We start from the raw sequence: 22,077 nt of genomic DNA on the forward strand, positions 1-22,077 counted from the left end.
GCTGTCTCGTTGCCTGCATAAAATTTCTGAATCGTTGGCTCTGATGGATTCATTTATTTAATTGGACGGCCGATTCGGCAATTGCGATTCTGGCGCATGTCCGAACTCACCGTGCAATATCTCGTGCTCGAGCGCCGCGATCCGGCCCGCAACATGGCGCGGTTCTATGTGCTTACGATCGAGCCGACGCTGTTTGGCGATACGGCATTGGTGCGTGAATGGGGCCGTCTCGGTGGCCGCGGCCGACGGCGGCTCGATCTGTTCGATGGTCAAGTGCAGGCCGTCGAGGCTCTCGAGTCCTGGCTCAGACGCAAAACCCGTCGCGGTTACGTCCAGCGGCATTCGTCATGTATGGATCGAACGTGCGACCCCGCGTGAGATGGCCGGGATGGACGAAGCACCGAAGAAAGTATATCAAAGTAATCCGAAGGCATCTTCGGCAGCCTTTCAAGAATTGCAAAAGTATTCCATAATCTATCTTATGCGAATACTTGGTGTAGACCACCGTTAGAAAGGTCGCACCTGTCCTCATTACAGATGTCACTGTCCCGGCCATGATGGCTTGGGAGTTTTGGTGTGATGACGGTGAGCGGCGTAGTTGATGGGCGTGACGAGACGCCAAGTGTCCGATTGCTCGACGTCGCCGATGATGCCTTTGCCTGGAAGGAGGAGCGCACGGTATCGCAGAGCTTGACGCTGCAATACGACAAGATGCTGTTCATCCTCGAGCCGAACGAGGTCACGAGCTCCCTCGCCCGCCAGCGCGTCACCGTGTTGGATTACCCGGATGGGCGGCTTGTGATCAAGCACAGTGGCCGGGCGTTGCCCTACCGGACATTCGATAAGGTCCGACAGGTCGACCAGGCGGCGACCGTCGAGAACAAGAGGTTGGGACCGGTTCTGGCGTACATCGCCGAGCAGCAGAAGCTGCTCGACGTCAGCCGCAGCCAGAAGGCCCCGCGCCGGCGCGGCCAAGGTGCGAGCCTGTTCAAAGCCGGCTAAAATTCCCGCATCGACCAGTCGCCGTCACTGGCACTGGGGCTCTCATCCGGGCGCCCGGCCGCTGCGCAACCCCGGCCAGCTTCGCGTCCGTGCGCCCTCCTCGCCGGCTCCTATGGTGACATTTCTAACGAGCGCGATCGGCGACTTGTCTATTAGTTCCAACAAAGATCTTACTGCGAAAACAATACTTATATGGTTTGCATTCCATAACTCTGTGCAGGCAGTCCAGCGCTCCGAGCGCCCGCTCCTTTTTGCGCCGGATACGCAAGAGATCTATCCGGCGCAATCTGAGACTCAGCCGCCGAAAATGCTGATTGGAGCGTCGAGACACGTAGTATCCAGCGAGCCGCACAGGGCAAGCTGGGCGCGCGCCAGTGGAAGTTCATATCGGGCAAAATATCGACAGGCCATGATCTTGCCGTCATAGAAATTGCTATCCTGTTGGGACACCTCGCCTAAGGCAAGCTTGCGCGATGCAACTATTGCCTGTTTCAGCCACATCCAGCCGATGACCACGTGTCCAAACCCATCGAGATACAGGGTTGCGTTCGCCAGCCGTCGATCGGGATCGCCGCAACTGAGCAAGACCTGCGTGGCGCTGCTTAGAGCCTCAAGCCCCTCGACTAACCGCTCCGCTTCTTCTCGTAGGCATTCCTCCCGCAGAGCCTCCGCCACCGTACGACGCATCAGATGATCCAGCCGGTTGAGCGCCTCGCCCCTGTCGCCGACGATCTTACGACCCAACAAATCTATCCCCTGTATGCCGAATGTTCCTTCGTGAATGTGATTGAGGCGATTGTCCCGATAGAGTCGCTCAACCGGATAATCGCGAGTATATCCGTAGCCTCCGAGAACCTGGATGGCCCACTTATTCGCTTCCAGGCAGTGTTCTGCTGGCCACGATTTCACTACCGGTGTTAACAGCCCGAGCAACGCCGCATGGGCTTTGGCCTCTTCAAGATCTTCCTCTGTGACCAGGGCATCGATGAGCATAGCGCAGTATAGACATAGCGCCTGGGCGCCTTCGACCGCCGCCTTTTGTGCCATCAGCATCCGCCTGATGTCGGCGTGTTCGATGATCGGCACCTGCGCCTTATCTTTCTGGCCGATCGGTCGCCCCTGCGCGCGCGTCCTTGCGTATTCCGCCGAGTAAAGATAGCCGCCTAGAGCGGACATGACCGCAGCATGCCCCACGCCGATCCGTGCCTCGTTCATCATGTGGAACATGTATTCGATTCCCCGATGGGGCTCGCCGATCAGATAGCCCAGGCATTCTCCGTCTTCGCCGAAGTTGAGGAGACAATTGGTGGTTCCGCGTTGCCCCATCTTGTGATTGAGGCCGGCCAGAGCGATGTTGTTATGTCGGCCTGCCGAACCATCTGGCAGGCAAAGCCGCTTCGGCACCAGGAACAATGATATGCCTTTGGTGCCGCTCGGCCCGCCCGGGATTTTTGCCAGCAGCATGTGTACGATGTTTTCAGAGATGTCCTGCTCGCCACCCGAAATCCACATCTTGTTCCCGCGAATACGATAGGCTCCATCGTCCCGAGGGATGGCCGCTGTCGTGATGTCGGCAAGTGATGAGCCCGCCTGCGGCTCGGACAAACACATGGTGGCAAACCATCGCCCTGCAAGCATTGCGGGCAGGAATTGTCGCTTCAGCTCACTTGAGCCGAAAGTGTTAAGCAGATTCGCCGCGGCGATTGTGAGGAACGCATAATTCGTCACTGACGTATTGGCGCAGGTGAAAAGCCCGCCCACGGCGGTATGGACCACCCATGGCGCCTGCAGACCACCAATATCCTCGTTGAACGGCAGGGCGAAGAAGCCGGCCTCCGCGAACGCCCTCAGCGCCTGAGCCGTTCCATCAGGCATGACGACTTTGCCGTCGGCAAAGCGCGGCTCGTTCGCATCAACTTCGGCAGCTATCGGAAGAAAGCTCTCTTCGGCAATTCCCTGGGCAACATCGAGTATCGCTTGCAGAGCAGGCCTATCGTAGGCGGCATACCTCGGGTGCCCCAGCAACCGCTCGATTTCAAGAAGCTCAAATAGGATGAAATCAAGGTTGCGGCGGTCGACGATCACGGACATTATGGTCTCCCAGTTGATATGTATAACAACATAGCCCTCGAGCGATCTGCATCGCGGAGTTACTGCCCGCACAGAAGGATGGTCTTTCCCGGCTAAGGATCGTGCCCTACTGTTGGTCACACCCTCGCTCGAAATGCTCTGGCGGACGCCGACCGCCCCTCACATCGCCTTGACGATGTTCTCGGTCACCTTCTTGGCGTCGCCGAGCAGCATCATGGTGTTGTCGCGGTAGAACAATGGATTGTCGATACCGGCGTAACCCGAGGCCAGCGAGCGCTTGATGAACATCACGGTGCCGGCCTTCCAGACCTGCAGCACGGGCATGCCGTAGATCGGCGAGGTCTTGTCCTCTTCCGCCGCCGGATTGGTGACGTCGTTGGCGCCGATCACGAAGGCGATGTCGGCCTGCGCGAATTCGGAGTTGATGTCCTCGAGCTCGAACACCTCGTCATAGGGCACGTTGGCCTCGGCGAGCAGCACGTTCATGTGGCCGGGCATGCGGCCGGCGACCGGGTGAATGGCGTATTTCACCTCGACGCCTTCCTTCTTCAGGATGTCGCCCATTTCGCGCAGCGCGTGCTGGGCCTGCGCCACCGCCATGCCGTAGCCGGGCACGATGATGACCTTGGAGGCGTTCTTCATGATGAAGGCGGCATCGTCAGCCGAGCCGAGCTTGGCGGGCTTCTGCTCGCCGCCTGCTCCGCCGCCGGCAGCAGCAGTGTCACCGCCGAAGCCGCCGAGGATGACCGAAATGAAGGACCGGTTCATCGCGTGGCACATGATGTAGGACAGGATCGCGCCCGACGAGCCGACCAGCGCGCCGGTGATGATCAGCGCCGAATTGCCCAGCGTGAAGCCGATGCCGGCCGCGGCCCATCCGGAATAGGAATTCAGCATCGAGATCACGACCGGCATGTCGGCGCCGCCGATCGGGATGATCATGAGCACGCCGAGCGCCAGCGCGATGATGACAATCAGCCAGAAATCGAGCGCACTGCCGGACATCACCAGCCCGACGATGAAGACGACGAGCGCGATCGCAAGCGCGATGTTGATGATGTGGCGGAACGGCAGGATGATCGGCGCGCCGCTCATGCGGGCCGATAGTTTCAGGAATGCGATCACCGAGCCGGTGAAGGTCAGCGCGCCGATGGCGACGCCGAGCGACATCTCGACCAGGCTTTGTGGATGGATGTTGCCGGGGGTGCCGATGTCGAAGGCCTCGGGTGCGTAGAACGCGCCGGCCGCCACCAGCACCGCCGCCATGCCGACCAGCGAGTGGAAGGCGGCGACCAGTTCCGGCATCGAGGTCATCGGCACGCGGCGGGCGACGACCGCCCCGATGCCGCCGCCAATTGCGATCGCGACGATGACGAGCAGCCAGGCCAGGCCGTCCGCCGGCGGGTGGCTCGCCAGCGTGGTGGCGACCGCGATCGCCATGCCGATCATGCCGAACATATTGCCCTGGCGCGACGACGCCGGGCTCGAAAGTCCACGCAGCGACAGGATGAACAGCACCCCCGCCACGAGATACAAGAATGCAGAGAGATTAGCGCTCATCTCAGGTCCCCATTGATCCCATCAGCCCGAGGTGGCCGCTTACTTCTGCTTCTTCTTGTACATCGCCAGCATGCGCTGGGTGACAAGGAAGCCGCCGAAGATGTTGATGCAGGCAAAGATCAGCGCGACGAAGCCGAAGGCGCGCGCCCAGCCGGAACCGCTCGAGACGTTGGCGACGCCGCCGGCGAGCAGCGCGCCGATCACGATCACCGAGGAGATCGCGTTGGTCACGCTCATCAGCGGCGTGTGCAGGGCCGGTGTCACCGACCACACCACGAAATAACCGACGAAGACGGCGAGGACGAAAATCGACAGCCTGAAGATGAAGGGGTCGACGATTTGTGCAGCATGCTCCATGGCGGGTCCCCTTAAGCCTTCGGCTGGAAGTTCGGGTGGATCACGGCGCCGTCCTTGGTCAGCGCGGTGGCCTTGACGAGTTCGTCGTCCCAGTTAACGGCGAGCTTCTTCTCTTTCTTGTCGACCATGGTCTCGATGAAGGAGAACAGATTGCGGGCATAGAGGCTTGAGGCCGAGGCCGCGACGCGGCCGGCGACATTGGTGTAGCCGACGATCTTGATGCCATCTGTTTCGACGACCTCGCCGGCCTTGGCGCCCTCGACATTGCCGCCACGCTCGACCGCGAGATCGACCAGCACCGACCCCGGCTTCATCGACTTGACCATCTCGCCGGAGACGAGCTTCGGCGCGGGCCGGCCCGGGATCAGCGCGGTGGTGATGACGATGTCTTGTTTCTTGATGTGCTCGGCGGTGAGCGCGGCCTGCTTGGCCTGATACTCTCTCGACATTTCCTTGGCGTAACCGCCGGCGGTCTGGGCGTTCTTGAACTCCTCGTCCTCGACCGCGAGGAACTTTGCACCGAGCGATTCCACCTGCTCCTTGGTGGCGGGCCGCACGTCGGTCGCGGTGACGACGGCGCCGAGACGGCGCGCGGTCGCGATCGCCTGCAGGCCGGCAACGCCGACGCCCATCACGAACACCTTGGCGGCGGGCACGGTGCCGGCCGCCGTCATCATCATCGGGAAGGCGCGGCCGAAGGCTTCGGCGCCCTCGATCACGGCACGGTAGCCGGCGAGGTTCGCCTGCGACGACAGCACGTCCATCACCTGCGCGCGCGTGATGCGCGGCATCAGCTCCATCGCGAAGGCGGAGACGCCGGCATCGGCCATCGCCTTGAGCGCGGCCTCGTTGCCATAGGGATCCATGATCGCGATGACAAGCGCGCCGCGCTTGTATTGGCTGAGCTCGGACGCCTCAGGACGCTTCACCTTGATGATGATGTCGGCATCTTTCAGCGCGTCAGTGCTGACGGTGGCGCCCACCGCAGTGAATTCGGAATCCGGCAGGCCCGACTTGATGCCTGCGCCGGGCTCGACGGCGATCTCGGCGCCGAGCGCCTTGAACTTCTTCACCGTATCGGGCGAAGCCGCGACACGCGGCTCCGACGGATCGATTTCCTTGGCAACGGCAATCTTCATGGGGCTCCCAGCTGCGATCATAAGTCATATTTCCGAGCTGTTTTGAGTTGCGAACGGCTCTCTATCCTGCGAGTCCGTTTCAGACTCGACTGAGCACTTTTATCGATCACGTTATTCGCCAGCCGACCGCTTCTCGCTGTTCGGGATGACAGTCGGGGGGCCGAACGCGTATATCGCCGTTTCTGAAATATGGATCCGGCGGTTCAAATTCGGTTCCCCCGGACGTCAAAGTCAGTGTGAAACAGGTAGGACACGCTTGCAGGGCGAGTGTGGCTGAGCCGACGAGGCCTCGAACTCATTGAACGGCGGTCCAGTCCAATTCGCTGACAATTCGAGAATGCGACTAGTTGCTGCTTCAGCAGATGCGAGCATCTTGCTCAAAGGTCTTTGCCCAATAGAATTCCAATTTCGATCCTTCATGTCGCGAGAAGCTCTCACAACGCAACCTCGCAAGCTGCCCAGCCCATCGCAGCGGATGCGATCTATATGAGAGCTGTCTGCTAACGTAGTCATGCCTAGATGGCCAAAAGATCAACTCGATACGTGATGGGACAAAAGCCTGACTTAATGGCATCATCCGAGATGCCATGCCTGAGGAGCTTTCATCGCGAGCCACCGCACAAGATGTCGATTCACCTCGAGCGGCTTTTCTTGGGCCATCCAATGACCTGACTCAATCCTGTGGATTGACAAGTCGCGGCAAAATGCCGTCATCGGACTCGTCAAATGTGTGTTGATGCAGTCGCAAGTGTAGTCGAACTCAGCTTGTAGAAAGAGGACCGGCAGGTCGAGGTAGCCACCATTGACCGCTTCTGATGCATAAGCCGCGTTTCCGGCATGATTCATGTAGAGCGAATTGGTGCCGAAGAAGCCTGTTCTCTCGAAAGCCGACGTGTAAGCGTGAAGATCCGCGGCGCTTATGATGCGTTCATCGCGAGGGAGATCTGGCGCGGCCCCCGTCCCACCAAACCAACCGCCATCGCGACGAACTTGCGACAAAGCGGATGGCTTACCGTTTTCCCGAGGATTACCTGCTCGAAACAGCGTCTTGAAGGTGGCAGCGACGTTCGCCTCCATCGCAGCAGTCGCTTTACCAAAATGCTCTTCGTAAAATCGTTGGTACTCCCAATTTCCGAGCGGAAAAATAGCCTCTGGATAGATGTCTCGATTAACGAACTTCGCCAGTACGTCCAGCCCATACTCCAGCGTGGCGTAAGGTACACAGAGATTTGCGACGGCGAAGCAGCGATCCGGATGGTGGCTGGCAACGTTCCAAACCGTTGCGGCTCCCCAATCATGCCCGACCCAGATAGCTTTTTCGTGTCCGAGCGAGTCGAGTAGCTCAACCATATCTGAGACGATCTCGCGTTGGGAGAATGCATCATGCGTTTCATACAAAGCCGATCGGCCGTGCCCTCTCAAGTCGGGCGCGATTGCCCGGAATCCCAACGCTCCGAGGACAGGCAACTGGTGACGCCAACTTAGCGCTAGCTCTGGCCAACCGTGGACAAAGATTACGGGAACGCCGTCCTCGGGACCGCTTGCCAGATAGAAAGTAGTGTTGCACGAACTGCGAAAGGTATTCTCTGTGACGGCAAGCGTCATCGGATATCTGCTTTCCAGCTGAAGCCTTTCGGACGTAGGCAACGGCCATTCTTACGACGTGAAATTGGCCGAAGTTAAGCTTTGACGGGCGACTCCACTATCGAATGTTTAATCAGGCATTCTTCATGTATGAATAGCTGAGGGCCGGACCTGAACAGCGATATTCCGCCTGGTGTCTACAGGTGATGCTCTTCCAACTACGGCTAGGAAGTTCTGCAAGGCTCGCTTAACTTCGATCTCAGCTCTCATGACTTTCGAAGTATTGCCTGGCTTTGCATGGAAAGTTGATTGGGAGATTTGAGAAGCCCTCCTCTTTCGGGCAGGGCTTTAAGGGCAGTCAGGGACCTGGAAAAGCAGGAGCGCGCACGAGCGCGATGACTGGTGGCAGCTCTTCGAGCATGACGAAGGCCGCAACAGATGCCCCATGTCTGCCTTGCGGGTTGCTACGAACAGCTCCGGCCTCTATCAGCCCCGGGCGATGCTGAAGATCAGCGAGCTCGGATTGGCTTTGGCCGTCAATACCGGGGCGATCCGCGAGGCTCAAGCGCGGCTGACGGCCGAGGGGCTGGTCTCGGCGATTCTGCAGCGCGGTTTTCGCGTGGCGCCGGTATCCGCTACTGGGCGATCTCACCGACATGCGGATCGAGAGCGAGACCAAGTATCTGCGCCGCTCCATCACCAATGGCGATCTCGCCTGGTAGGCGGTGGTGGTAGCGACGTATCGCCGGCTTGGGGCTACACCGATCGTGGCCGTCAACGGCGGGTTCTCGTCGGCTTCGACGGTAGCGCATGGCGGTTTCCACGCCGCGCTCGCCCGGGTATGCGGAAGACCCTAGATGCCGCGCATGCGCGAGCTGCTATTAGCCCAAGAAGTGCCCTATCTCGACTTGGCACGCAGGGCCGACCGCGGCAAGTTCGCGCGCCAGCGCCGAGTTCGATTAAAAGCCGTGTTGGGCCTTCTCGCCATGCTGCAAGGGCGCGTGAGATGTTGTGGCTAATTGACTCTTTTGCTAGCCGGCGCCTGTTCAGCGATAGCTCAACACCGTCGCTGGCCGAACTTGGATAGTCGCCACCGCACGAGATGGTCGGCTCCTGGGCCGGCCTGCGGCCGGACATCTCGCAAGCGGACCACCTCACCTGATTTGTCGTCAACCAACGCGACCTTCACCGGACGTCCGCTGTTCTTGTTGATGAACTTGAGCGGCGGCCCCGCGTCACCCGCGACGGCCCATTTGTCGCCGATCTGCGCCAGCGCCTGAATCACTAGGACGACGTCCCATCCCTTTCGCGTGAGGACGTATTCGTAGCGGTCAGGGCCCGTCTGGTACTGCCGACGCTCGATCAACTCGCTTTCTTCCAGATGTCCGAGCCGGTCCGACAACGTCGCATGCGTGACCCCGGTGGACTTTCTCAGCTCCTCATATTTGCTCAGGCCCAGCGAGAGGTCGCGCAGAATCAACATGGCCCAGCGGTCGCCGACGGCGTCGAGCACGCCGGCAATCGAGCACGCCATCCCCTCAAAGCTCTTCGACCGCATCGTATCAATCCCCGCAAATCACTCTGATTATTAGAGTAATTCGATTATCCGCGCAAATCTTCAAAAGGGCTTGCCTTTTAGTCACTACAATAATTAGAGTAACTGAATATGAAACCGAAGGGAACGTCCGTGGTCGACCTGCGCGATCTGGTTCTGGAGGCTCATGGCGTTGCGCGATGGAAGCGATTCCGAAAAATTGAGGCGGATATGTCGATCGTCGGCGCCCTTTGGGCGCGGAAGGGATGGCCCGACGCGCTGAAGAACGTTCGCGTCACCGCCGAGATCACGGAGCAGCAGCTCAACTACGAGCCCTTCACGGCCGAGGGCCTGCGCAGCTTCTATTGTCCCGACCTGGTTGCGATCGAGACCTTGGATGGCAAGCGCCTGAAGCAGCGGACCAATCCGCGCAGCGCATTTGCGAGCCATAAACCGGCAACGCCTTGGGACGACCTCCACCTCGCCTACTTCAGCGGCTACGCGATGTGGAACTACCTCAACACGCCCTTCATCTTCGCGCGACCGGGCTTTGCAGCCGAAGAGATCGGCCCTTGGGTCGAAGGGCATCAAACCTGGCGCCGGCTGAAAGTCTCGTTTCCAGAGTCAGTCGCCACGCATTCCCCCGAGCAGGTCTTCTACATCGATGACCGCGGCCTGATTGCGAGGCTCGACTATTCGGCGGACATCAGCGGCGGCGTTCCCAGCGCGCACTATCCGTCCGACTATCGCGACTTCGAAGGGATCATGATTCCGACCAGACGCCGCGCCTATCTCCGAAACATCGATGGGACTCCGATCCAGGACGGAGCCGTCGTGGCCATCGACATCAGCAACATGAGGTTCTCGTGAGGAGGTGTCATGTCCGCGGGTGAAAAGCGCCACACGGTGACGTTCGAAATCAACGGGGCCCGCAAGACGGTCGCCGTGGAAGCACGAAGATTGCTCGTCCATCTGATCCGGGAGGACCTCGGCCTCACCGGCACGCATGTCGGCTGCGATACCTCACAATGCGGCGCCTGCACCGTGGAGATCGATGGACGTGCGGTCAAGTCCTGTACCGTGCTGGCCGTCTCGGCAGAGGGTGCGTCGATCACGACGATCGAAGGCCTGACCAGCCCAGGCGCCGAGCTCGACCCGGTTCAGGCGGCGTTTCACGAGCATCATGCGCTGCAATGCGGTTTCTGCACGCCGGGCATGGTGATGAGCGTGCGCCAGCTGCTGAAGGATCAACCCGATCCGAGCGATCACGAGATCCGCCACGGTCTTGCCGGCAATATCTGCCGCTGCACCGGATATCACAACATCGTCCGCGCCGTTGAAAGCCTGGCATCGAAAGGCGAACAGTCATGAACGAGACGACCGCGGTCCGCCATGTCGGTCAACCGCTCAGGCGGCGAGAGGATTTCAAGCTCCTCGCCGGCAAGGGGCGCTACGTCGACGATGTCAAATTGCCCGACATGCTGCACATGGCAGTCCTGCGATCCCCCCATGCCCATGCCAAGATCGGAAGCGTCGATCTGTCGGCCGCCAGGAGTGCACCCGGTGTGCGCCTAGCTCTGTCCGGCCAGGCGCTCGACGGCAAGATCGGCCCCATCATGCCAAACTGGATCATTCCCGGCAGCAAGGTGCCAATTCGTCCCGTGATCGCAATCGATCGCGTTCGCTTTGTCGGCGAGTGCGTGGCTCTGGTGGTGGCTGAAACGCTGGCTGAGGCCTATGACGCCATCGGCCTGATCAATGTCGATTACGCGGTGCTGCCGGCCGTGACCGACGAAGAAGTCGCCATCCGCGATGGCGCGCCGCAGCTCCACGACAATGTACCCGGCAACGTCACGACGATCTACAAGGTGCGCGGCGGCGACTACCAGAAGGCCCATCGCGAGGCCGATCACGTCATCGGACTGCGCCTCGTCAACAACCGCTTGATCCCGACCTGCATGGAAACGCGCGCGATTGTTGCCGCGCCGGAGCCGGATGGCACGCTGACGGTCTATATCGGCAGTCAAGTTCCCCATATGCACCGGCGCTGGATCGCGGAAACCGTCGGCATTCCCGAACATCAATTGCGGGTGGTCGCGCCTGACATCGGCGGCGGCTTCGGCGCCAAGATGCATCTGTATCCCGAAGACCTGCTCTGCCCCTATCTTGCACGCGAGCTTGGCGCACCGGTCAAATGGTGGGAAAGCCGCTCCGAAAGCCATCAATCGACCAGCCATGGGCGTGCCCATACGGAAAATATCGAGATAGCGCTGAGGAACGACGGCAAGATCCTGGGCCTGAAGGTCGAGACGCTGGGCAATGTCGGCGCCTATCTCTCGAACATGGCGAGCGGTGGTCCAACCGTGAACACGGTCAACTTCGGCACCGGCACCTACAAGATCGACAATTATGAAGCGATCTCCCGCGTCGTCGTCACCAACACCGTTCCGGTCGATGCCTATCGCGGCTACGGCCGCCCCGAAGGCGCCTACATCGCCGAGCGCGCGATCGATGCGGTGGCGCGCCATCTCAAGCTCGATCAGGTCGAAGTGCGGGAGAAGAATTTCGTTCAACCGGCGGATTTTCCCTATCGGCCGTACGGCAGCGTGGGCGTGATGTATGACAGCGGCAACTACCAGGGACTGCTCGACAAGGCGCTCGCGGCTTTCGGCTATGACCGGCGCCGCAGCGAATGCGAGGCCCTGCGCGGCAGCGGCATCTATCGCGGCGTTGGCGTCGCCGCCTATACGCATATGTGCGGAATGGCGCCATCTCGCCGGCTTGCCATGAGCGGATTTGACCGCGGCGGCTGGGAAAGCGCGCGCGTCAGCATCGACTCCAGCGGGCGAGCCACGATCTATTCGGGCTCGATGAGCCAGGGACAGGGCCACATCACCTCGCTATCGCAGATCGCCGCAGACGTGCTGCAAATTCCGATTGAAGATATCGACATCGTGCAAGGTGACACCCGCCAGGTTCAGGCGGGCCACGGCACTTTCAATTCGCGCTCGATGGCGGTCGGCGGATCAAGCGTCCACGTATCCTCGCAGCGTATCGTCGCGAAGGCCAAGAAGATCGCGGCCGGCATGCTGGAAGTCGACGAAAAGGATATTTCCTATTCGGCGGGCGCATTCAACGTGCCCGGGACGGATATTGCGCCGGTGACGTTCTCGAAAGTCGCCCGTATGGCCTATGTGGGCCACAAGCTTCCGACCGGGCTGGAGCCAGGACTCGATGAAACGGTGTTCTACGACCCGACCGGCATGGGTTCGCCTTCCGGCGTCCATCTCGCCTATGTTCAGGTCGATCCGGAGACCGGGATTGTTGATATCCTCGACTATGTCGCCGTCGACGACGTGGGGACGCTGATCAACCCTCGCCTCGCAGCCGGCCAAATCCACGGCGGTGTCGTGCAGGGCATCGCCCAGGCGCTCTACGAAGAGGTCAGCTACGATCCCGACAATGGGCAGCTTCTGACCGGCTCGCTGCTCGACTACGCAGTTCCGCGCGCCGAGCATGTGCCGAACATCCGCTCGCTGTTTCAAGAAACGCCCTCGCCGACCAATCCGATCGGCGTCAAGGGTATCGGCGAGAGCGGTTCTATTGCCGCTCCACCCTGCATGGTCCATGCCGTGCTGGATGCCTTGTCGCCATTCGGGATCACGCATCTCGACATGCCGCTGACACCGCCTCGAATCTGGGCGGCGCTACAAGAAGCACGCACGAGAGCAGATCAATGATCCCCGCAGCCTTCGATTATGTCCGTGCAACTTCGCTCGCCCATGCGATCGGTCTGCTGCGCGACGATCCCGACGGGGCGAAGCTTCTGGCCGGTGGTCATACGCTGCTGCCATCGCTGAAGCTGCGACTGGCCTCGCCCGCGCTCCTCATCGATATCGGCGGCCTCGCTGAGCTCAAGGGCATCGAAATCAGCGATGGCGGCATCAGGATCGGCGCGCTGACGACTCATGCCGAGCTCTTTGCTTCGGAGCCCTTGAACAAGGACCTGCCGCTCTTTCGCCAAGCGGCCGGCCTCATCGCCGATCCCCAGGTGCGCAACCGCGGAACGGTCGGCGGCTCGCTCGCCAATGCCGATCCCGCGGCCGACTGGCCCGCGGTAATGCTGGCGCTGCAGGCAGAGTTCGAAATCGCAGGTTCGAAGGGCTTCCGAAGAGTACCCGCCTGCGACTTCTTCGTAGACATCTTTTCGACGGTGCTGGAACCGGACGAAATTCTCACCGGCATCCATATCCCGCAGCCAAAGTCAGGCACGCGCTGCGTCTACCGCAAGATCCGGCACCCGGCGAGCGGCTTTGCGGTCGTGGGAATTGCCATCGCCATCCGCTTAACGCAAAACCTGGTAACCGACGCCACCGTCGGTGTCACCGGCGCGGCGAATCACGCATTCGCCGGCGAGGACGCCGGCGATTTCCTGATCGGAAAGACGCTTTCGCAGGAGAACATAGACCAGGCGGCAAGACTGCTCAGTCAAGCGACGAAGTGCCTCTCGGACCGGTACGCTTCGGCGGATTATCGCGCGAATCTGATCCAAGTGGAGCTTAAGCGAGCGCTACTTGCGCTTTCTTCGTGAAGCGGGAGACTTCGTCCCAGCCGTCACGCGATCCGCAGCAACGTCGCCAAATCGCTTGCGATTGAACGCGACTGCACCTGAGCCTGCAACGATCTCGACGTCCTCGAGGCGCAATGGCTTGCCGCTGCTTGTCCGTAGTTCCGGAATATCGATCGGGCGCGCCGCAGCGCGCTCACGGAATACGACCTGGGGCCCGGCGGGCTCCGCCAGCCACGCGTCCCCCCATTTCTTCAGCGCCAGATAGGCCGGGAAGAAATCACGTCCTTTCTCGGTCAGGACGTACTCGAATCGTCCAGCATGTTCAGGGAGCGGCACGCGGGTCATGATACCGGCATCGACGAATTTCTTCAGGCGAGAGCTCAAGATGTTGGGAGCAACGCCGACGTAGTATTCGAATTCGTCGAAGCGCTTCACTCCATAATACGCTTCGCGCAGGATCAGGATCGACCAGCGATCGCCCACGATCTCCATAGCGCGGGCCATGGAGCATTCTTTGTTTGCGAGACGACTTTGCTTAACACCGGACATAACACTCTTCTGCTCCGAGACCTGCCTCTATCATATTGAGGCTGAATTCGTGCTTGTCCAGCGTTACTATCGGCGCTTACCTCGGTGCGAGGTCAAAACGGCTCGCGCAGGGATCCGGTGGCCTCGGGCCATCGTCCTTGGAACGTGCGATATCCCGAGGGGGATGCCGCTGGGTGCTACCGCCATCGGGACCGCCTCCGGGACCTTCGGCGGCTCGGTGAGACGTCCAGTAGCGGGCTGTCGATCCCTTACTGTGGCTTGACGGAAAGCGATCCAAGGACCGTCAAATACTTCTGACGCTCACTCTTGAAGAATGTCATTGCGCGGGAAACGTCCATGGGCGCGACACTTCGCGACGCGTTTGCCTTGATCCTCTCGAGGTTCTCGTCACTCGCACTCCAGACGTTCATCGCATCATTCAAGCGCGCGACGACCTCGTCGGGAGTATCCGGCGGCGCGAATAACGCCGCCCAGATGCTGTACTCGAATCTACCGACTTTTGCACTCTCGCCGAGAGTCGGGACGGTCGGCAGCATCGGATTGCGCTCCGCACTGGCGATGGCGATCGCGTTGACCTCTCCGGTCTGAATGAGACTGAGCGTTCCGCCGCCAATCGGCACAAAGGCGAGGTCGATGTGTCCGCCCAACATGTCCGCGATCACCGGCGCCACGCCTTTGTACGGCACCTCCAGGAATTTCGTCCCAGTTCGGCTCTGGAAGTCGGCTCCGACGACCTGCGGCGAAGATCCGGCGCCCCAATGGGCAAGCGTCAATTCCTTGTTGCCCGGTTTCAGCGCGTAGTCGATCAGCTCATCGACCGTCTTGAACGCGTGGGCTCTGCTCGACAACAGGACGAAATCAGAATCGCCGACGATTCCGATCAGCTTGAACTTCTCGGGTTCGTATTTCGCCGATGGAATCGTGGCAGGTGCCGTGATGAAATCCGAGCCTGTCGTACCGAGGAGCGTATAACCGTCCGACGAGGCCTTCAGCACGGCGGTGACTGCAATCGAACCGTTCGCCCCGGGGACGTTCTCCGTGATGATCGGTTTGCCGAGATATCGCTCCAGCACCACGTTGGCAGCGCGCACCGCCACGTCGGCTGGACCGCCGGCTGGAAATGCCACTTTTATGGTGAGGGGCTTCGCGGGGTAGCTCTGTGCGATTGTGGGCTCCGCCGTCAACAGCAGGAGCAATGTCTGGCACAATATGCAAGAAATGTTCAGCAATCGCATTGGCATCTGACCTTTCTTTCCTGGCCTCTCGCAACCTCAGAGGACTCGGGTCCATCAAGAACCTGCTAGTCCAAGCCTCGATCGGTCGAAACGATCGTCCGGCGTCTCAAAGCTGCAGCAGACTTTGCAATTGGCTGACGCAGCCCGCTCATCCTGCTCGACGGACCGACGCTTACGAAGAGAGTGCGGCCCGCGGGTGCGACACGAGAACGCCGGCATCGCTGAGGCGTTTCAATTCGGCTTCGCTGATGCCGAGCTCCCCGAACACCGCCTTGTTGTGCTCGCCCTGGAATGCAGGTGCTCCGATGGGTGTCAATTCGTCTCCCGAGAACCGCCACGGCCGGCCCGGAAGGCGATATTCGCCGCCACTGCGGTCAGGAACATGTTGTACCGCGCCCCAGTAATCGCTCCATTCCGATGCGGTGAGCTCTTTGATCGACCGGATCTCACCCATAGCGATCTTGGCCTCATCAAACTGGGCGTCGAGTGTCGCCATGTCCGGGAAGGTCAAGATCCAGGACTGGATGATCTGGTGCAGCACCCCGAAATGCAGATGCCGCGCTGCCGCGGTGGCGAAACGCGGATCGTCCAGAAGGTCGACGCGACGCATCGCGCGTAGCCACGACGGGAAAGTCCTGCTGCCGATGATGCTCGTAGCCACCGTGAAGTGCTCGCCTTGCGGTCCCGTGAAGAACGAGCAGTCAGTGGCACCGAGCACCGCAGGCTCAGCCCCGATATCGTCGTCCGACAGGTCGACATGGGCGCGTTCGTTGACGGCGAGCAGTGTTGCCGCCATCGCAACATCGATATATTGCCCATGCCCGGAGTTCTGCCGGCTGTTGAGCGCCGCGAGAATCGCGATGACGGCCTGAAGGCCGGCATAGACATCGGCGTGCGACAAGCTGTCTGTGCGCGGCTCAGTGAGTGCGCTGCCATAGTGACGCACGCTGTTTTCGGTGAATCCGGCCTCGGCCTGCACAGTTGGTGCATAGGCCATTCGGCTCCGCCATGGACCGCCCTGCCCGTAGCCGGTGATGGACGCATAGATTAGACGCGGGTTTCGCTTGGACAACGTCTCGTAGTCCAGACCGAAGAATCCTAACGTCCCCGCCCGGAAATTCTCCACGATCACGTCTGCCGTATCGCAGAGCTTCAATGCCAGCTCATAGGCGCCAGGGAGGTTCAGATTGATGCTGACATTGCGTTTGCCGGCATTCTGCTGCGCATAGTAGCCGGACATCCCGTCGGTCGATGGAAATGCAAAGCGCGAGACGTCCGGACTTGGCGGTTCGATCTTGATGACCTCGGCTCCAAGGTCCTGCAAAGTCCGGGCGCACAGCGGACCGGCGAGCACTCGGGAAAAATCAACCACACGGATTCCGCTCAACGGGCCACTCATGTCAGCGCCCCGCGAATTTGGCCAGGCCGGGTCCGTTCTTGCGGAACGAGGCCAGACCGGACTTCAGATCTTCCGACGCCCAAATCGGCGCCTGAACTCTTGCCATCGCCTCATCGGCGGCCGCAACCCCCTCATTCACCGTGATATGCGCGAGCTGCTTGGTCGCCGCGTGCGCCACGGTCGGCCCCTGCGCAAACTCTTCTGCGATTGACATCGTGGCTGTCTCCAGCGACTCCTCTGGGACCGTGAGGTTGATCAATCCCCATTTTTCCAGGGTCGGAGCATCGTAGCGCCGCCCCAGCATGGACATTTCCTTGGCGCGCTGCGCGCCGATCCGCTGCACTTGCCGTTGAATCCCACCCAGCAACGGATGTAACCCGAGCGTCGCTTCGACCGAGCCGATCTTCGCCGAGGAGGCCGCGATGATGTAGTCGCAGGACAGCGCAAGTTCGAGCCCGCCCCCCAGGCAAACACCATGAACACTGGCGATCAACGGAATTGGCAACAGCTCCATGAAGCGCAGGAATTCGACGCCGTTCAAACGCCGATTTTCACTGGCCTGATCCGTGCTGCCCGCTTCTGCCCTCTTATCGAAGATATCAAGGTCAGCCCCGGCGGAAAAATGCCGTAAGCCACTGCGGATGACGATGGCCCGGCTGCCCGCCTGCTGCGCAGCCTCCACCTGCTCAACGATTGCGTTGATGAGCTTCGGGCCGAGCAGGTTGTACGGCCGATAAACCATCGTCAGGACAGAGATGTTGCCGCACTGCTCGCGCGTTACCAATGCATCCTCGGACACGACTTCCTCCTGTTTTCCGACGGCTCTAGCGGCCGCATCGATCATGACTGAATACCAAGATACACGACGGCTTGCATTTTGCAAGTTAACGCACGTCAGAGTCCTGGCGCTCTACCTGATTTTTCAAGACGCCGATGTTCTCGACTTCGAGTTCGACGCTGTCTCCGTGCTCGAGATACCAGCCGAGTTCGAGGCCGCAGCCATTACCGACTGTGCCGGAGCCGATGAACTCGCCGGGCATCAGCGTCTCATCTCGGGTAACGTGCGCGATGATTTCCTCGAAGGAGAACAGCATCCCTTCGCTCGTACCCCGCGAACGAACCTCGCCGTTGACGCGGGCTTCCATTTTTAGCTTGTAAGGGTCGCCGATTTCGTCCGGCGTCACGATCCACGGCCCGAGGACATTCCCGCCATCGAAGCTCTTGCCTTTTGCCGGCCCCAATCGACCTTCCATCTCTATGCGCTGGGCATCGCGGGCTGAAAAATCGTTGAAGATAGTGTAGCCGAAAATGTGATTGCGCGCTTGCCTCGAGGAGATATTCGCCCCTCTATTCTTGGTGACGACTCCAAATTCCAGTTCATAGTCCATAACCTGGCTATAACGTGGCCATTTCACGATTGTGTTCTGACCCTGCACGCTAAACCGATTGGTGATGTAGTAGATGGGTTGCATGCGATACACCTCGGGGAGCGCCGGCAACGGTGCCGCTTGTAGGCGTGCGAGTGCAGCCATATCGCCGGCCTGTCGCGCCTTCTGCTTGAGATGTCCTATCGGTCCTTGGACGATATGCACCGGAAACGACATGCCGTCCCGCATTTGGCGCGGCTCCGGCAATGGGGCAAGGAGTTCCGATCCCTCTACCGCGGAATACAAGTCCTGATCCTGTCCATAGCGGTCGAACAGGTTCGATGCCTCGTCGAGCGCAGCATCGCCGCGATCGATAAGATCTAGCATGGAGTTGAGCATCGGATTTGGCCTGCCAGCCCGCAACGATGCGGACGTGAGGTCGAACAACAAGCTGCCTCCTGCGTGTACCAAGCCGACCCTGTCTTGATCTCCGGATCGGTAGGTGGCCAATCTCATCCCTCGCCTCCCAACTTTTTATTTCAGTTGTGAGAGAGTATAGATAGTAACTTGCAATATGCAAGTCATGACTGAGCAGGAGAGCGAGTACGTTATCTGTGCGTCCCGTGTTGATCACTACGCCAGGGATAACGGTGGGAAGCGACAGGTCGCGGATGCTGCGAGATTGCTGGATGATATTCTCGCGCGAGAGATCGTCGCCACATTGCTTGAGTACCTGCTCAAGTAGCTATCCCTGCTGGGTACCGAACAGATAATTGTTATCGCCGATATCGGCACCCGACAGGTACTTGGCAAAAAGGTCGCGGTGCCACTCGATCCCCGGATCGTCGGCCCACTTCTTGTCGTTTGGATCTTCGGTGATTGTCGCGGCGACTATGCCGACGGCCTTTTCCGGTCCGGCCGGGATGATGGTTGACGACACCGAGCTCGAAACGAAGTTCTCCCTCCCGCTTTGTTCTCGGCAGCGTTGTGGCCCCCTTCAACCGGGAAGGTCCGCACCTTCGGCCTATTGGATGGCGGAGTAGAGAATTCTACAATAGAACTGTCGAGTCAATTGAATGCCGGATGAGCGAAATACGGGTTGATCTCAATACACGACACCCCATTCCACTTTGGACCTCTATGCATCAATCATTCGGAGAACCGGCTAAACGCGATTACCATTTCTCGACAAACGGCCGCAGCACGATTTCAAAGGCCCAGGTCGGCCGATGCTGACGGTGCAGTTGCAGATAGGTTTCCGCAATGTGGGTAGGGTTGGCCATGTCGTCGTCGACGGTTGCTCCCGCCAACCGGTGCGCGCGGGTCCCGTCCTCCTGAGTCCATCCGATCGCGGCATCGATCGGCACGTTCGCCACATGGATCCCCTGCGGCATCAATTCTCTTGCCATGCTTTGCGTCAGTCCGGACTTGGCATGACACGCCATCGCAAATGCACCGCAGCGGGGTCGTGAGCCGATCCCTGTGATGCGCATAATAGGGAATACGCGCCGCTTTGTTGCAGAGATAGCCTTGCAACTTCGGGTCTGAACGGTCGCGTCGCACATCGTTGACCCGAAATTCGATGGGCCAGTTTACGTAACACAGGTTGCAGGCCGTCTTAAGCCACTTGCCGGCCGTCATGGCCGCCTCCCGAATTATGGTTTGTCGCAGGTCGTCGCCTTTGCTGTTCTGCGCTGCCGCTTGTGAAACCGCCCGTCGGCAGCCATCCGTCCGGCGTCGAGAATACTATCGGAAAGCTGCCCGGCGCCGACGGCACGCGACAGCACGATCGATCCGACCATGGTCGCAACGGCACCCGTCGCGATTTTGCGCGCCTGATGGGAATCCTGTGCAGGAATCATTTGGACAAGGATATCGATCATCTGCTCCAGCCTGGAAGCAAGGGCTCGCCGCTCACTGGGGCCCGATCGGGCGACATCAGCGGCCAGGGATGGAAGCGCGCAGCCCTGCCGAGGATTGTCGCGGTGACGTGAACTAAGATAATCGGCGATCAAGGCCTTGAAGCGATCCTCGTTTGCCTTCCCGTTCGCCAGCTTTTTCCACCGCTCCACCGTCTGGTCCATGGCAAACGCGATTGCCTCGCCAACAAGCGCGGCACGGGAATCGAAATGGTTATAGAACCCGCCGTGCGTAAGACCTGCGAGTTTCATCAACTCGACAACACTAAGTGCTTCGGCACCGTTTTGACGCAAGCCGTAAGAGGCATTTTCAACGATCCGGCTGTGGGTCTGGCGCCTATGGTCTCCTAGGTAACGCATCTCCCCTCCGTGCAGTTGCTGGTTGCCCGGCTGCACGATCCATTCCCATCCACAGCGATTCTAGGCCACGCTTTGAAGGCGACGGGAATATTTCATTGCAATGCCGGTCGTGTTATATGATTATCGTCATATAACAACCGCGATCAACAGGAGAATTCGCCATGGCCGCCGCTTCCGATCCCGTTGTCATCCTCTCCGCAGCCCGTACGCCGCTCGGCCGCTTCATGGGCGAGCTCTCGCCACTCAGCGCCCACAAGCTCGGCTCCCATGTGATCGGATCGGCTCTGGAGCGAGCCAAGCTGGCGCCCGAGCGAATCGATGAGGTATTCATGGGCAACGTGTTGCCGGCCGGACAGGGCCAGGCGCCAGCACGCCAAGCCGCTCGCGGCGCCAAATTGCGGGATGCCACCGGCGCTACCACCATCAACAAGGTCTGCGGCTCCGGCATGAAGGCCACCATGCTCGCTCACGACATCATCAATGCGGGCTCCGCCGAGATCGTTCTGTCTGGCGGCATGGAAAGTATGAGCAATGCGCCCTATTTGCTGGCCAAGGCGCGCGGCGGCTATCGCGCGGGCCACGACCGCATCATCGACCACATGCTGATGGATGGGCTGGAAGATGCCTACGAGACCGGACGCTCGATGGGTGACTTTGGCGAGGCCACGGCAGAGGCCTATCAATTCACCCGCAAGGATCAGGACGACTATGCGATCGAGACCTTGACCCGCGCCCGAAAGGCGGTTGAGAGCGGCGCGTTCAAGGCCGAGATTGCTCCGATCACGCTGACCGAGAAAGGCGGGCCCCGGATCATCTCCAATGACGAACATCCGCTCAAGGTCGATCCCGCCAAAATCCCCGCGCTGAAAGCCGCGTTTCGCGCCAACGGCACCATCACGCCCGCCGCCTCATCCGCCAATGCTGACGGCGCTGCTGCGCTCATCTTGGCGAAACGCTCGCTGGCAGATGGCGACGGTCTGCCGGTGCTCGCAGAGATCAAGGGTCATGCCACCCACAGCCAGGAACCACAGTGGTTCACCACGGCCCCGATCCCCGCCATTCGCAAGCTATTGGACAAGGTCGGCTGGAACGTTGGCGATGTGGATCTGTTCGAGATCAATGAGGCATTTGCCGTTGTAGCGATGGCGGCGCAGAAAGATCTCAGCATTCCGAGAGAGAAGCTGAACGTCAACGGTGGCGCCTGCGCGCTAGGTCATCCCATTGGCGCCACCGGCGCGCGGCTGATCGTGACGCTGCTGCACGCGCTCGAAGCGCGAAACCTCAAGCGCGGCGTCGCGTCGCTCTGCATCGGCGGCGGCGAAGCTACCGCCATAGCGATCGAGCGCGTCGCCCGCTGACAACACCCTTGGGCGGACAAAAGCGGACTGGACGAGCGACGCGAAGCGCGTCA

The 22,077-nt window shown here is 60.2% G+C and carries 21 protein-coding genes and 1 pseudogene; 8 read left to right on the plus strand and 14 right to left on the minus strand.

What is annotated here, in order from left to right; all coding sequences use genetic code 11:
* The first annotated feature begins 96 nt into the window (after nucleotides 1–96).
* Nucleotides 97–378: a WGR domain-containing protein gene (locus VGR99_RS39330; protein WP_326905325.1), complete on the plus strand. Its 282-nt coding sequence runs from the start codon at nucleotides 97–99 to the stop codon at nucleotides 376–378.
* Between the two features lie 222 nt (nucleotides 379–600).
* A pseudogene (locus VGR99_RS39335) lies at nucleotides 601–1,002 on the plus strand (ISNCY family transposase); the annotation flags it as partial.
* 294 nt (nucleotides 1,003–1,296) lie between these two features.
* Here VGR99_RS39335 and VGR99_RS39340 read toward each other — a convergent pair.
* From VGR99_RS39340 to VGR99_RS39360, 5 genes are all read right to left on the minus strand, one after another.
* Entirely contained in the window at nucleotides 1,297–3,093 is a 1,797-nt protein-coding gene (locus VGR99_RS39340; protein ID WP_326905326.1) for an acyl-CoA dehydrogenase, read from the minus strand.
* Between the two features lie 159 nt (nucleotides 3,094–3,252).
* The gene (locus VGR99_RS39345; protein WP_326905327.1) at nucleotides 3,253–4,653 is read right to left on the minus strand and encodes an NAD(P)(+) transhydrogenase (Re/Si-specific) subunit beta; all 1,401 of its coding nucleotides are present in this window, start codon (nucleotides 4,651–4,653) and stop codon (nucleotides 3,253–3,255) included.
* Nucleotides 4,654–4,692: 39 nt separating this feature from the next.
* Nucleotides 4,693–5,010, minus strand: coding sequence for a proton-translocating transhydrogenase family protein (locus VGR99_RS39350; protein WP_326905328.1), 318 nt, complete (start codon nucleotides 5,008–5,010; stop codon nucleotides 4,693–4,695).
* Between the two features lie 11 nt (nucleotides 5,011–5,021).
* The gene (locus VGR99_RS39355; protein ID WP_326905329.1) at nucleotides 5,022–6,149 is read right to left on the minus strand and encodes a Re/Si-specific NAD(P)(+) transhydrogenase subunit alpha; all 1,128 of its coding nucleotides are present in this window, start codon (nucleotides 6,147–6,149) and stop codon (nucleotides 5,022–5,024) included.
* A 573-nt stretch (nucleotides 6,150–6,722) separates the two neighbouring features.
* Complete coding sequence (locus tag VGR99_RS39360; protein WP_326905330.1) at nucleotides 6,723–7,754, minus strand: alpha/beta hydrolase; 1,032 nt, start codon at nucleotides 7,752–7,754, stop codon at nucleotides 6,723–6,725.
* 478 nt (nucleotides 7,755–8,232) lie between these two features.
* Between VGR99_RS39360 and VGR99_RS39365 the strand changes: the two genes are divergently transcribed.
* Nucleotides 8,233–8,820 carry a hypothetical protein gene (locus VGR99_RS39365; protein WP_326905331.1) on the plus strand — a complete coding sequence of 196 codons (588 nt, stop codon included), beginning with the start codon at nucleotides 8,233–8,235 and terminating at the stop codon, nucleotides 8,818–8,820.
* Here VGR99_RS39365 and VGR99_RS39370 read toward each other — a convergent pair.
* Nucleotides 8,791–9,291, minus strand: a complete 501-nt coding sequence (locus VGR99_RS39370; protein WP_326905332.1) for a helix-turn-helix domain-containing protein — start codon at nucleotides 9,289–9,291, stop codon at nucleotides 8,791–8,793. The two genes, VGR99_RS39365 and VGR99_RS39370, sit on opposite strands and share 30 nt — an antisense overlap.
* 108 nt (nucleotides 9,292–9,399) lie before the next feature.
* Here VGR99_RS39370 and VGR99_RS39375 point away from each other — a divergent pair, with 108 nt between their 5' ends.
* From VGR99_RS39375 to VGR99_RS39390, 4 genes are read left to right on the plus strand one after another with little or no spacing between them, the layout of a single operon-like run.
* Nucleotides 9,400–10,137 (plus strand): hypothetical protein, encoded by a 738-nt coding sequence (locus tag VGR99_RS39375; protein WP_326905333.1) that lies wholly within the window; start codon nucleotides 9,400–9,402, stop codon nucleotides 10,135–10,137.
* A gap of 9 nt (nucleotides 10,138–10,146) precedes the next feature.
* Nucleotides 10,147–10,638, plus strand: coding sequence for a (2Fe-2S)-binding protein (locus tag VGR99_RS39380; protein ID WP_326905334.1), 492 nt, complete (start codon nucleotides 10,147–10,149; stop codon nucleotides 10,636–10,638).
* Entirely contained in the window at nucleotides 10,635–13,007 is a 2,373-nt protein-coding gene (locus VGR99_RS39385) for a xanthine dehydrogenase family protein molybdopterin-binding subunit (RefSeq protein ID WP_326905335.1), read from the plus strand. The genes VGR99_RS39380 and VGR99_RS39385 overlap by 4 nt, the downstream gene beginning before the upstream one ends.
* Nucleotides 13,004–13,858 carry a xanthine dehydrogenase family protein subunit M gene (locus VGR99_RS39390; RefSeq protein WP_326905336.1) on the plus strand — a complete coding sequence of 285 codons (855 nt, stop codon included), beginning with the start codon at nucleotides 13,004–13,006 and terminating at the stop codon, nucleotides 13,856–13,858. Before VGR99_RS39385 ends, VGR99_RS39390 begins: the two co-directional genes overlap by 4 nt.
* Here VGR99_RS39390 and VGR99_RS39395 read toward each other — a convergent pair.
* The 8 genes from VGR99_RS39395 to VGR99_RS39430 form a co-directional block, all read right to left on the minus strand.
* On the minus strand, nucleotides 13,838–14,386 hold the full coding sequence (locus VGR99_RS39395; protein WP_326905337.1) for a helix-turn-helix domain-containing protein: 549 nt from the start codon (nucleotides 14,384–14,386) through the stop codon (nucleotides 13,838–13,840). The genes VGR99_RS39390 and VGR99_RS39395 overlap by 21 nt on opposite strands.
* A gap of 248 nt (nucleotides 14,387–14,634) precedes the next feature.
* Complete coding sequence (locus tag VGR99_RS39400) at nucleotides 14,635–15,621, minus strand: tripartite tricarboxylate transporter substrate binding protein (RefSeq protein WP_326905338.1); 987 nt, start codon at nucleotides 15,619–15,621, stop codon at nucleotides 14,635–14,637.
* Between the two features lie 172 nt (nucleotides 15,622–15,793).
* Entirely contained in the window at nucleotides 15,794–17,020 is a 1,227-nt protein-coding gene (locus VGR99_RS39405; RefSeq protein WP_326905339.1) for a CaiB/BaiF CoA-transferase family protein, read from the minus strand.
* 1 nt (nucleotide 17,021) lies between these two features.
* Nucleotides 17,022–17,864 (minus strand): enoyl-CoA hydratase/isomerase family protein, encoded by an 843-nt coding sequence (locus tag VGR99_RS39410; protein ID WP_326905340.1) that lies wholly within the window; start codon nucleotides 17,862–17,864, stop codon nucleotides 17,022–17,024.
* Between the two features lie 40 nt (nucleotides 17,865–17,904).
* Complete coding sequence (locus VGR99_RS39415) at nucleotides 17,905–18,903, minus strand: fumarylacetoacetate hydrolase family protein (RefSeq protein ID WP_326905341.1); 999 nt, start codon at nucleotides 18,901–18,903, stop codon at nucleotides 17,905–17,907.
* A gap of 229 nt (nucleotides 18,904–19,132) precedes the next feature.
* A complete protein-coding gene (locus VGR99_RS39420) occupies nucleotides 19,133–19,327 on the minus strand; it encodes a hypothetical protein (RefSeq protein ID WP_326905342.1) in 195 nt (64 codons plus the stop codon).
* Nucleotides 19,328–19,562: 235 nt separating this feature from the next.
* Nucleotides 19,563–19,781: a hypothetical protein gene (locus VGR99_RS39425; protein ID WP_326905343.1), complete on the minus strand. Its 219-nt coding sequence runs from the start codon at nucleotides 19,779–19,781 to the stop codon at nucleotides 19,563–19,565.
* A 261-nt stretch (nucleotides 19,782–20,042) separates the two neighbouring features.
* Nucleotides 20,043–20,702 carry a TetR/AcrR family transcriptional regulator gene (locus tag VGR99_RS39430; protein WP_326905344.1) on the minus strand — a complete coding sequence of 220 codons (660 nt, stop codon included), beginning with the start codon at nucleotides 20,700–20,702 and terminating at the stop codon, nucleotides 20,043–20,045.
* Nucleotides 20,703–20,827: 125 nt separating this feature from the next.
* Between VGR99_RS39430 and VGR99_RS39435 the strand changes: the two genes are divergently transcribed.
* A complete protein-coding gene (locus VGR99_RS39435) occupies nucleotides 20,828–22,024 on the plus strand; it encodes an acetyl-CoA C-acyltransferase (protein WP_326905345.1) in 1,197 nt (398 codons plus the stop codon).
* Nucleotides 22,025–22,077 lie beyond the last annotated feature (53 nt).

Source organism: Bradyrhizobium sp. (assembly GCF_035935975.1).
GTDB lineage: Bacteria > Pseudomonadota > Alphaproteobacteria > Rhizobiales > Xanthobacteraceae > Bradyrhizobium.

Bases quoted from the DNA above. Each gene is read 5' to 3' on its own strand.
- VGR99_RS39375 (WP_326905333.1), top strand. From the start codon at position 9,400: ATGAAACCGAAGGGAACGTCCGTGGTCGACCTGCGCGATCTGGTTCTG.
- VGR99_RS39415 (WP_326905341.1), bottom strand. From the start codon at position 18,903: ATGAGATTGGCCACCTACCGATCCGGAGATCAAGACAGGGTCGGCTTG.
- VGR99_RS39435 (WP_326905345.1), top strand. From the start codon at position 20,828: ATGGCCGCCGCTTCCGATCCCGTTGTCATCCTCTCCGCAGCCCGTACG.
- VGR99_RS39330 (WP_326905325.1), top strand. From the start codon at position 97: ATGTCCGAACTCACCGTGCAATATCTCGTGCTCGAGCGCCGCGATCCG.
- VGR99_RS39350 (WP_326905328.1), bottom strand. From the start codon at position 5,010: ATGGAGCATGCTGCACAAATCGTCGACCCCTTCATCTTCAGGCTGTCG.
- VGR99_RS39370 (WP_326905332.1), bottom strand. From the start codon at position 9,291: ATGCGGTCGAAGAGCTTTGAGGGGATGGCGTGCTCGATTGCCGGCGTG.
- VGR99_RS39425 (WP_326905343.1), bottom strand. From the start codon at position 19,781: ATGCCGCAGGGGATCCATGTGGCGAACGTGCCGATCGATGCCGCGATC.
- VGR99_RS39380 (WP_326905334.1), top strand. From the start codon at position 10,147: ATGTCCGCGGGTGAAAAGCGCCACACGGTGACGTTCGAAATCAACGGG.
- VGR99_RS39390 (WP_326905336.1), top strand. From the start codon at position 13,004: ATGATCCCCGCAGCCTTCGATTATGTCCGTGCAACTTCGCTCGCCCAT.
- VGR99_RS39345 (WP_326905327.1), bottom strand. From the start codon at position 4,653: ATGAGCGCTAATCTCTCTGCATTCTTGTATCTCGTGGCGGGGGTGCTG.
- VGR99_RS39340 (WP_326905326.1), bottom strand. From the start codon at position 3,093: ATGTCCGTGATCGTCGACCGCCGCAACCTTGATTTCATCCTATTTGAG.
- VGR99_RS39365 (WP_326905331.1), top strand. From the start codon at position 8,233: ATGCTGAAGATCAGCGAGCTCGGATTGGCTTTGGCCGTCAATACCGGG.
- VGR99_RS39405 (WP_326905339.1), bottom strand. From the start codon at position 17,020: ATGAGTGGCCCGTTGAGCGGAATCCGTGTGGTTGATTTTTCCCGAGTG.
- VGR99_RS39385 (WP_326905335.1), top strand. From the start codon at position 10,635: ATGAACGAGACGACCGCGGTCCGCCATGTCGGTCAACCGCTCAGGCGG.
- VGR99_RS39360 (WP_326905330.1), bottom strand. From the start codon at position 7,754: ATGACGCTTGCCGTCACAGAGAATACCTTTCGCAGTTCGTGCAACACT.
- VGR99_RS39355 (WP_326905329.1), bottom strand. From the start codon at position 6,149: ATGAAGATTGCCGTTGCCAAGGAAATCGATCCGTCGGAGCCGCGTGTC.
- VGR99_RS39395 (WP_326905337.1), bottom strand. From the start codon at position 14,386: ATGTCCGGTGTTAAGCAAAGTCGTCTCGCAAACAAAGAATGCTCCATG.
- VGR99_RS39410 (WP_326905340.1), bottom strand. From the start codon at position 17,864: ATGATCGATGCGGCCGCTAGAGCCGTCGGAAAACAGGAGGAAGTCGTG.
- VGR99_RS39400 (WP_326905338.1), bottom strand. From the start codon at position 15,621: ATGCGATTGCTGAACATTTCTTGCATATTGTGCCAGACATTGCTCCTG.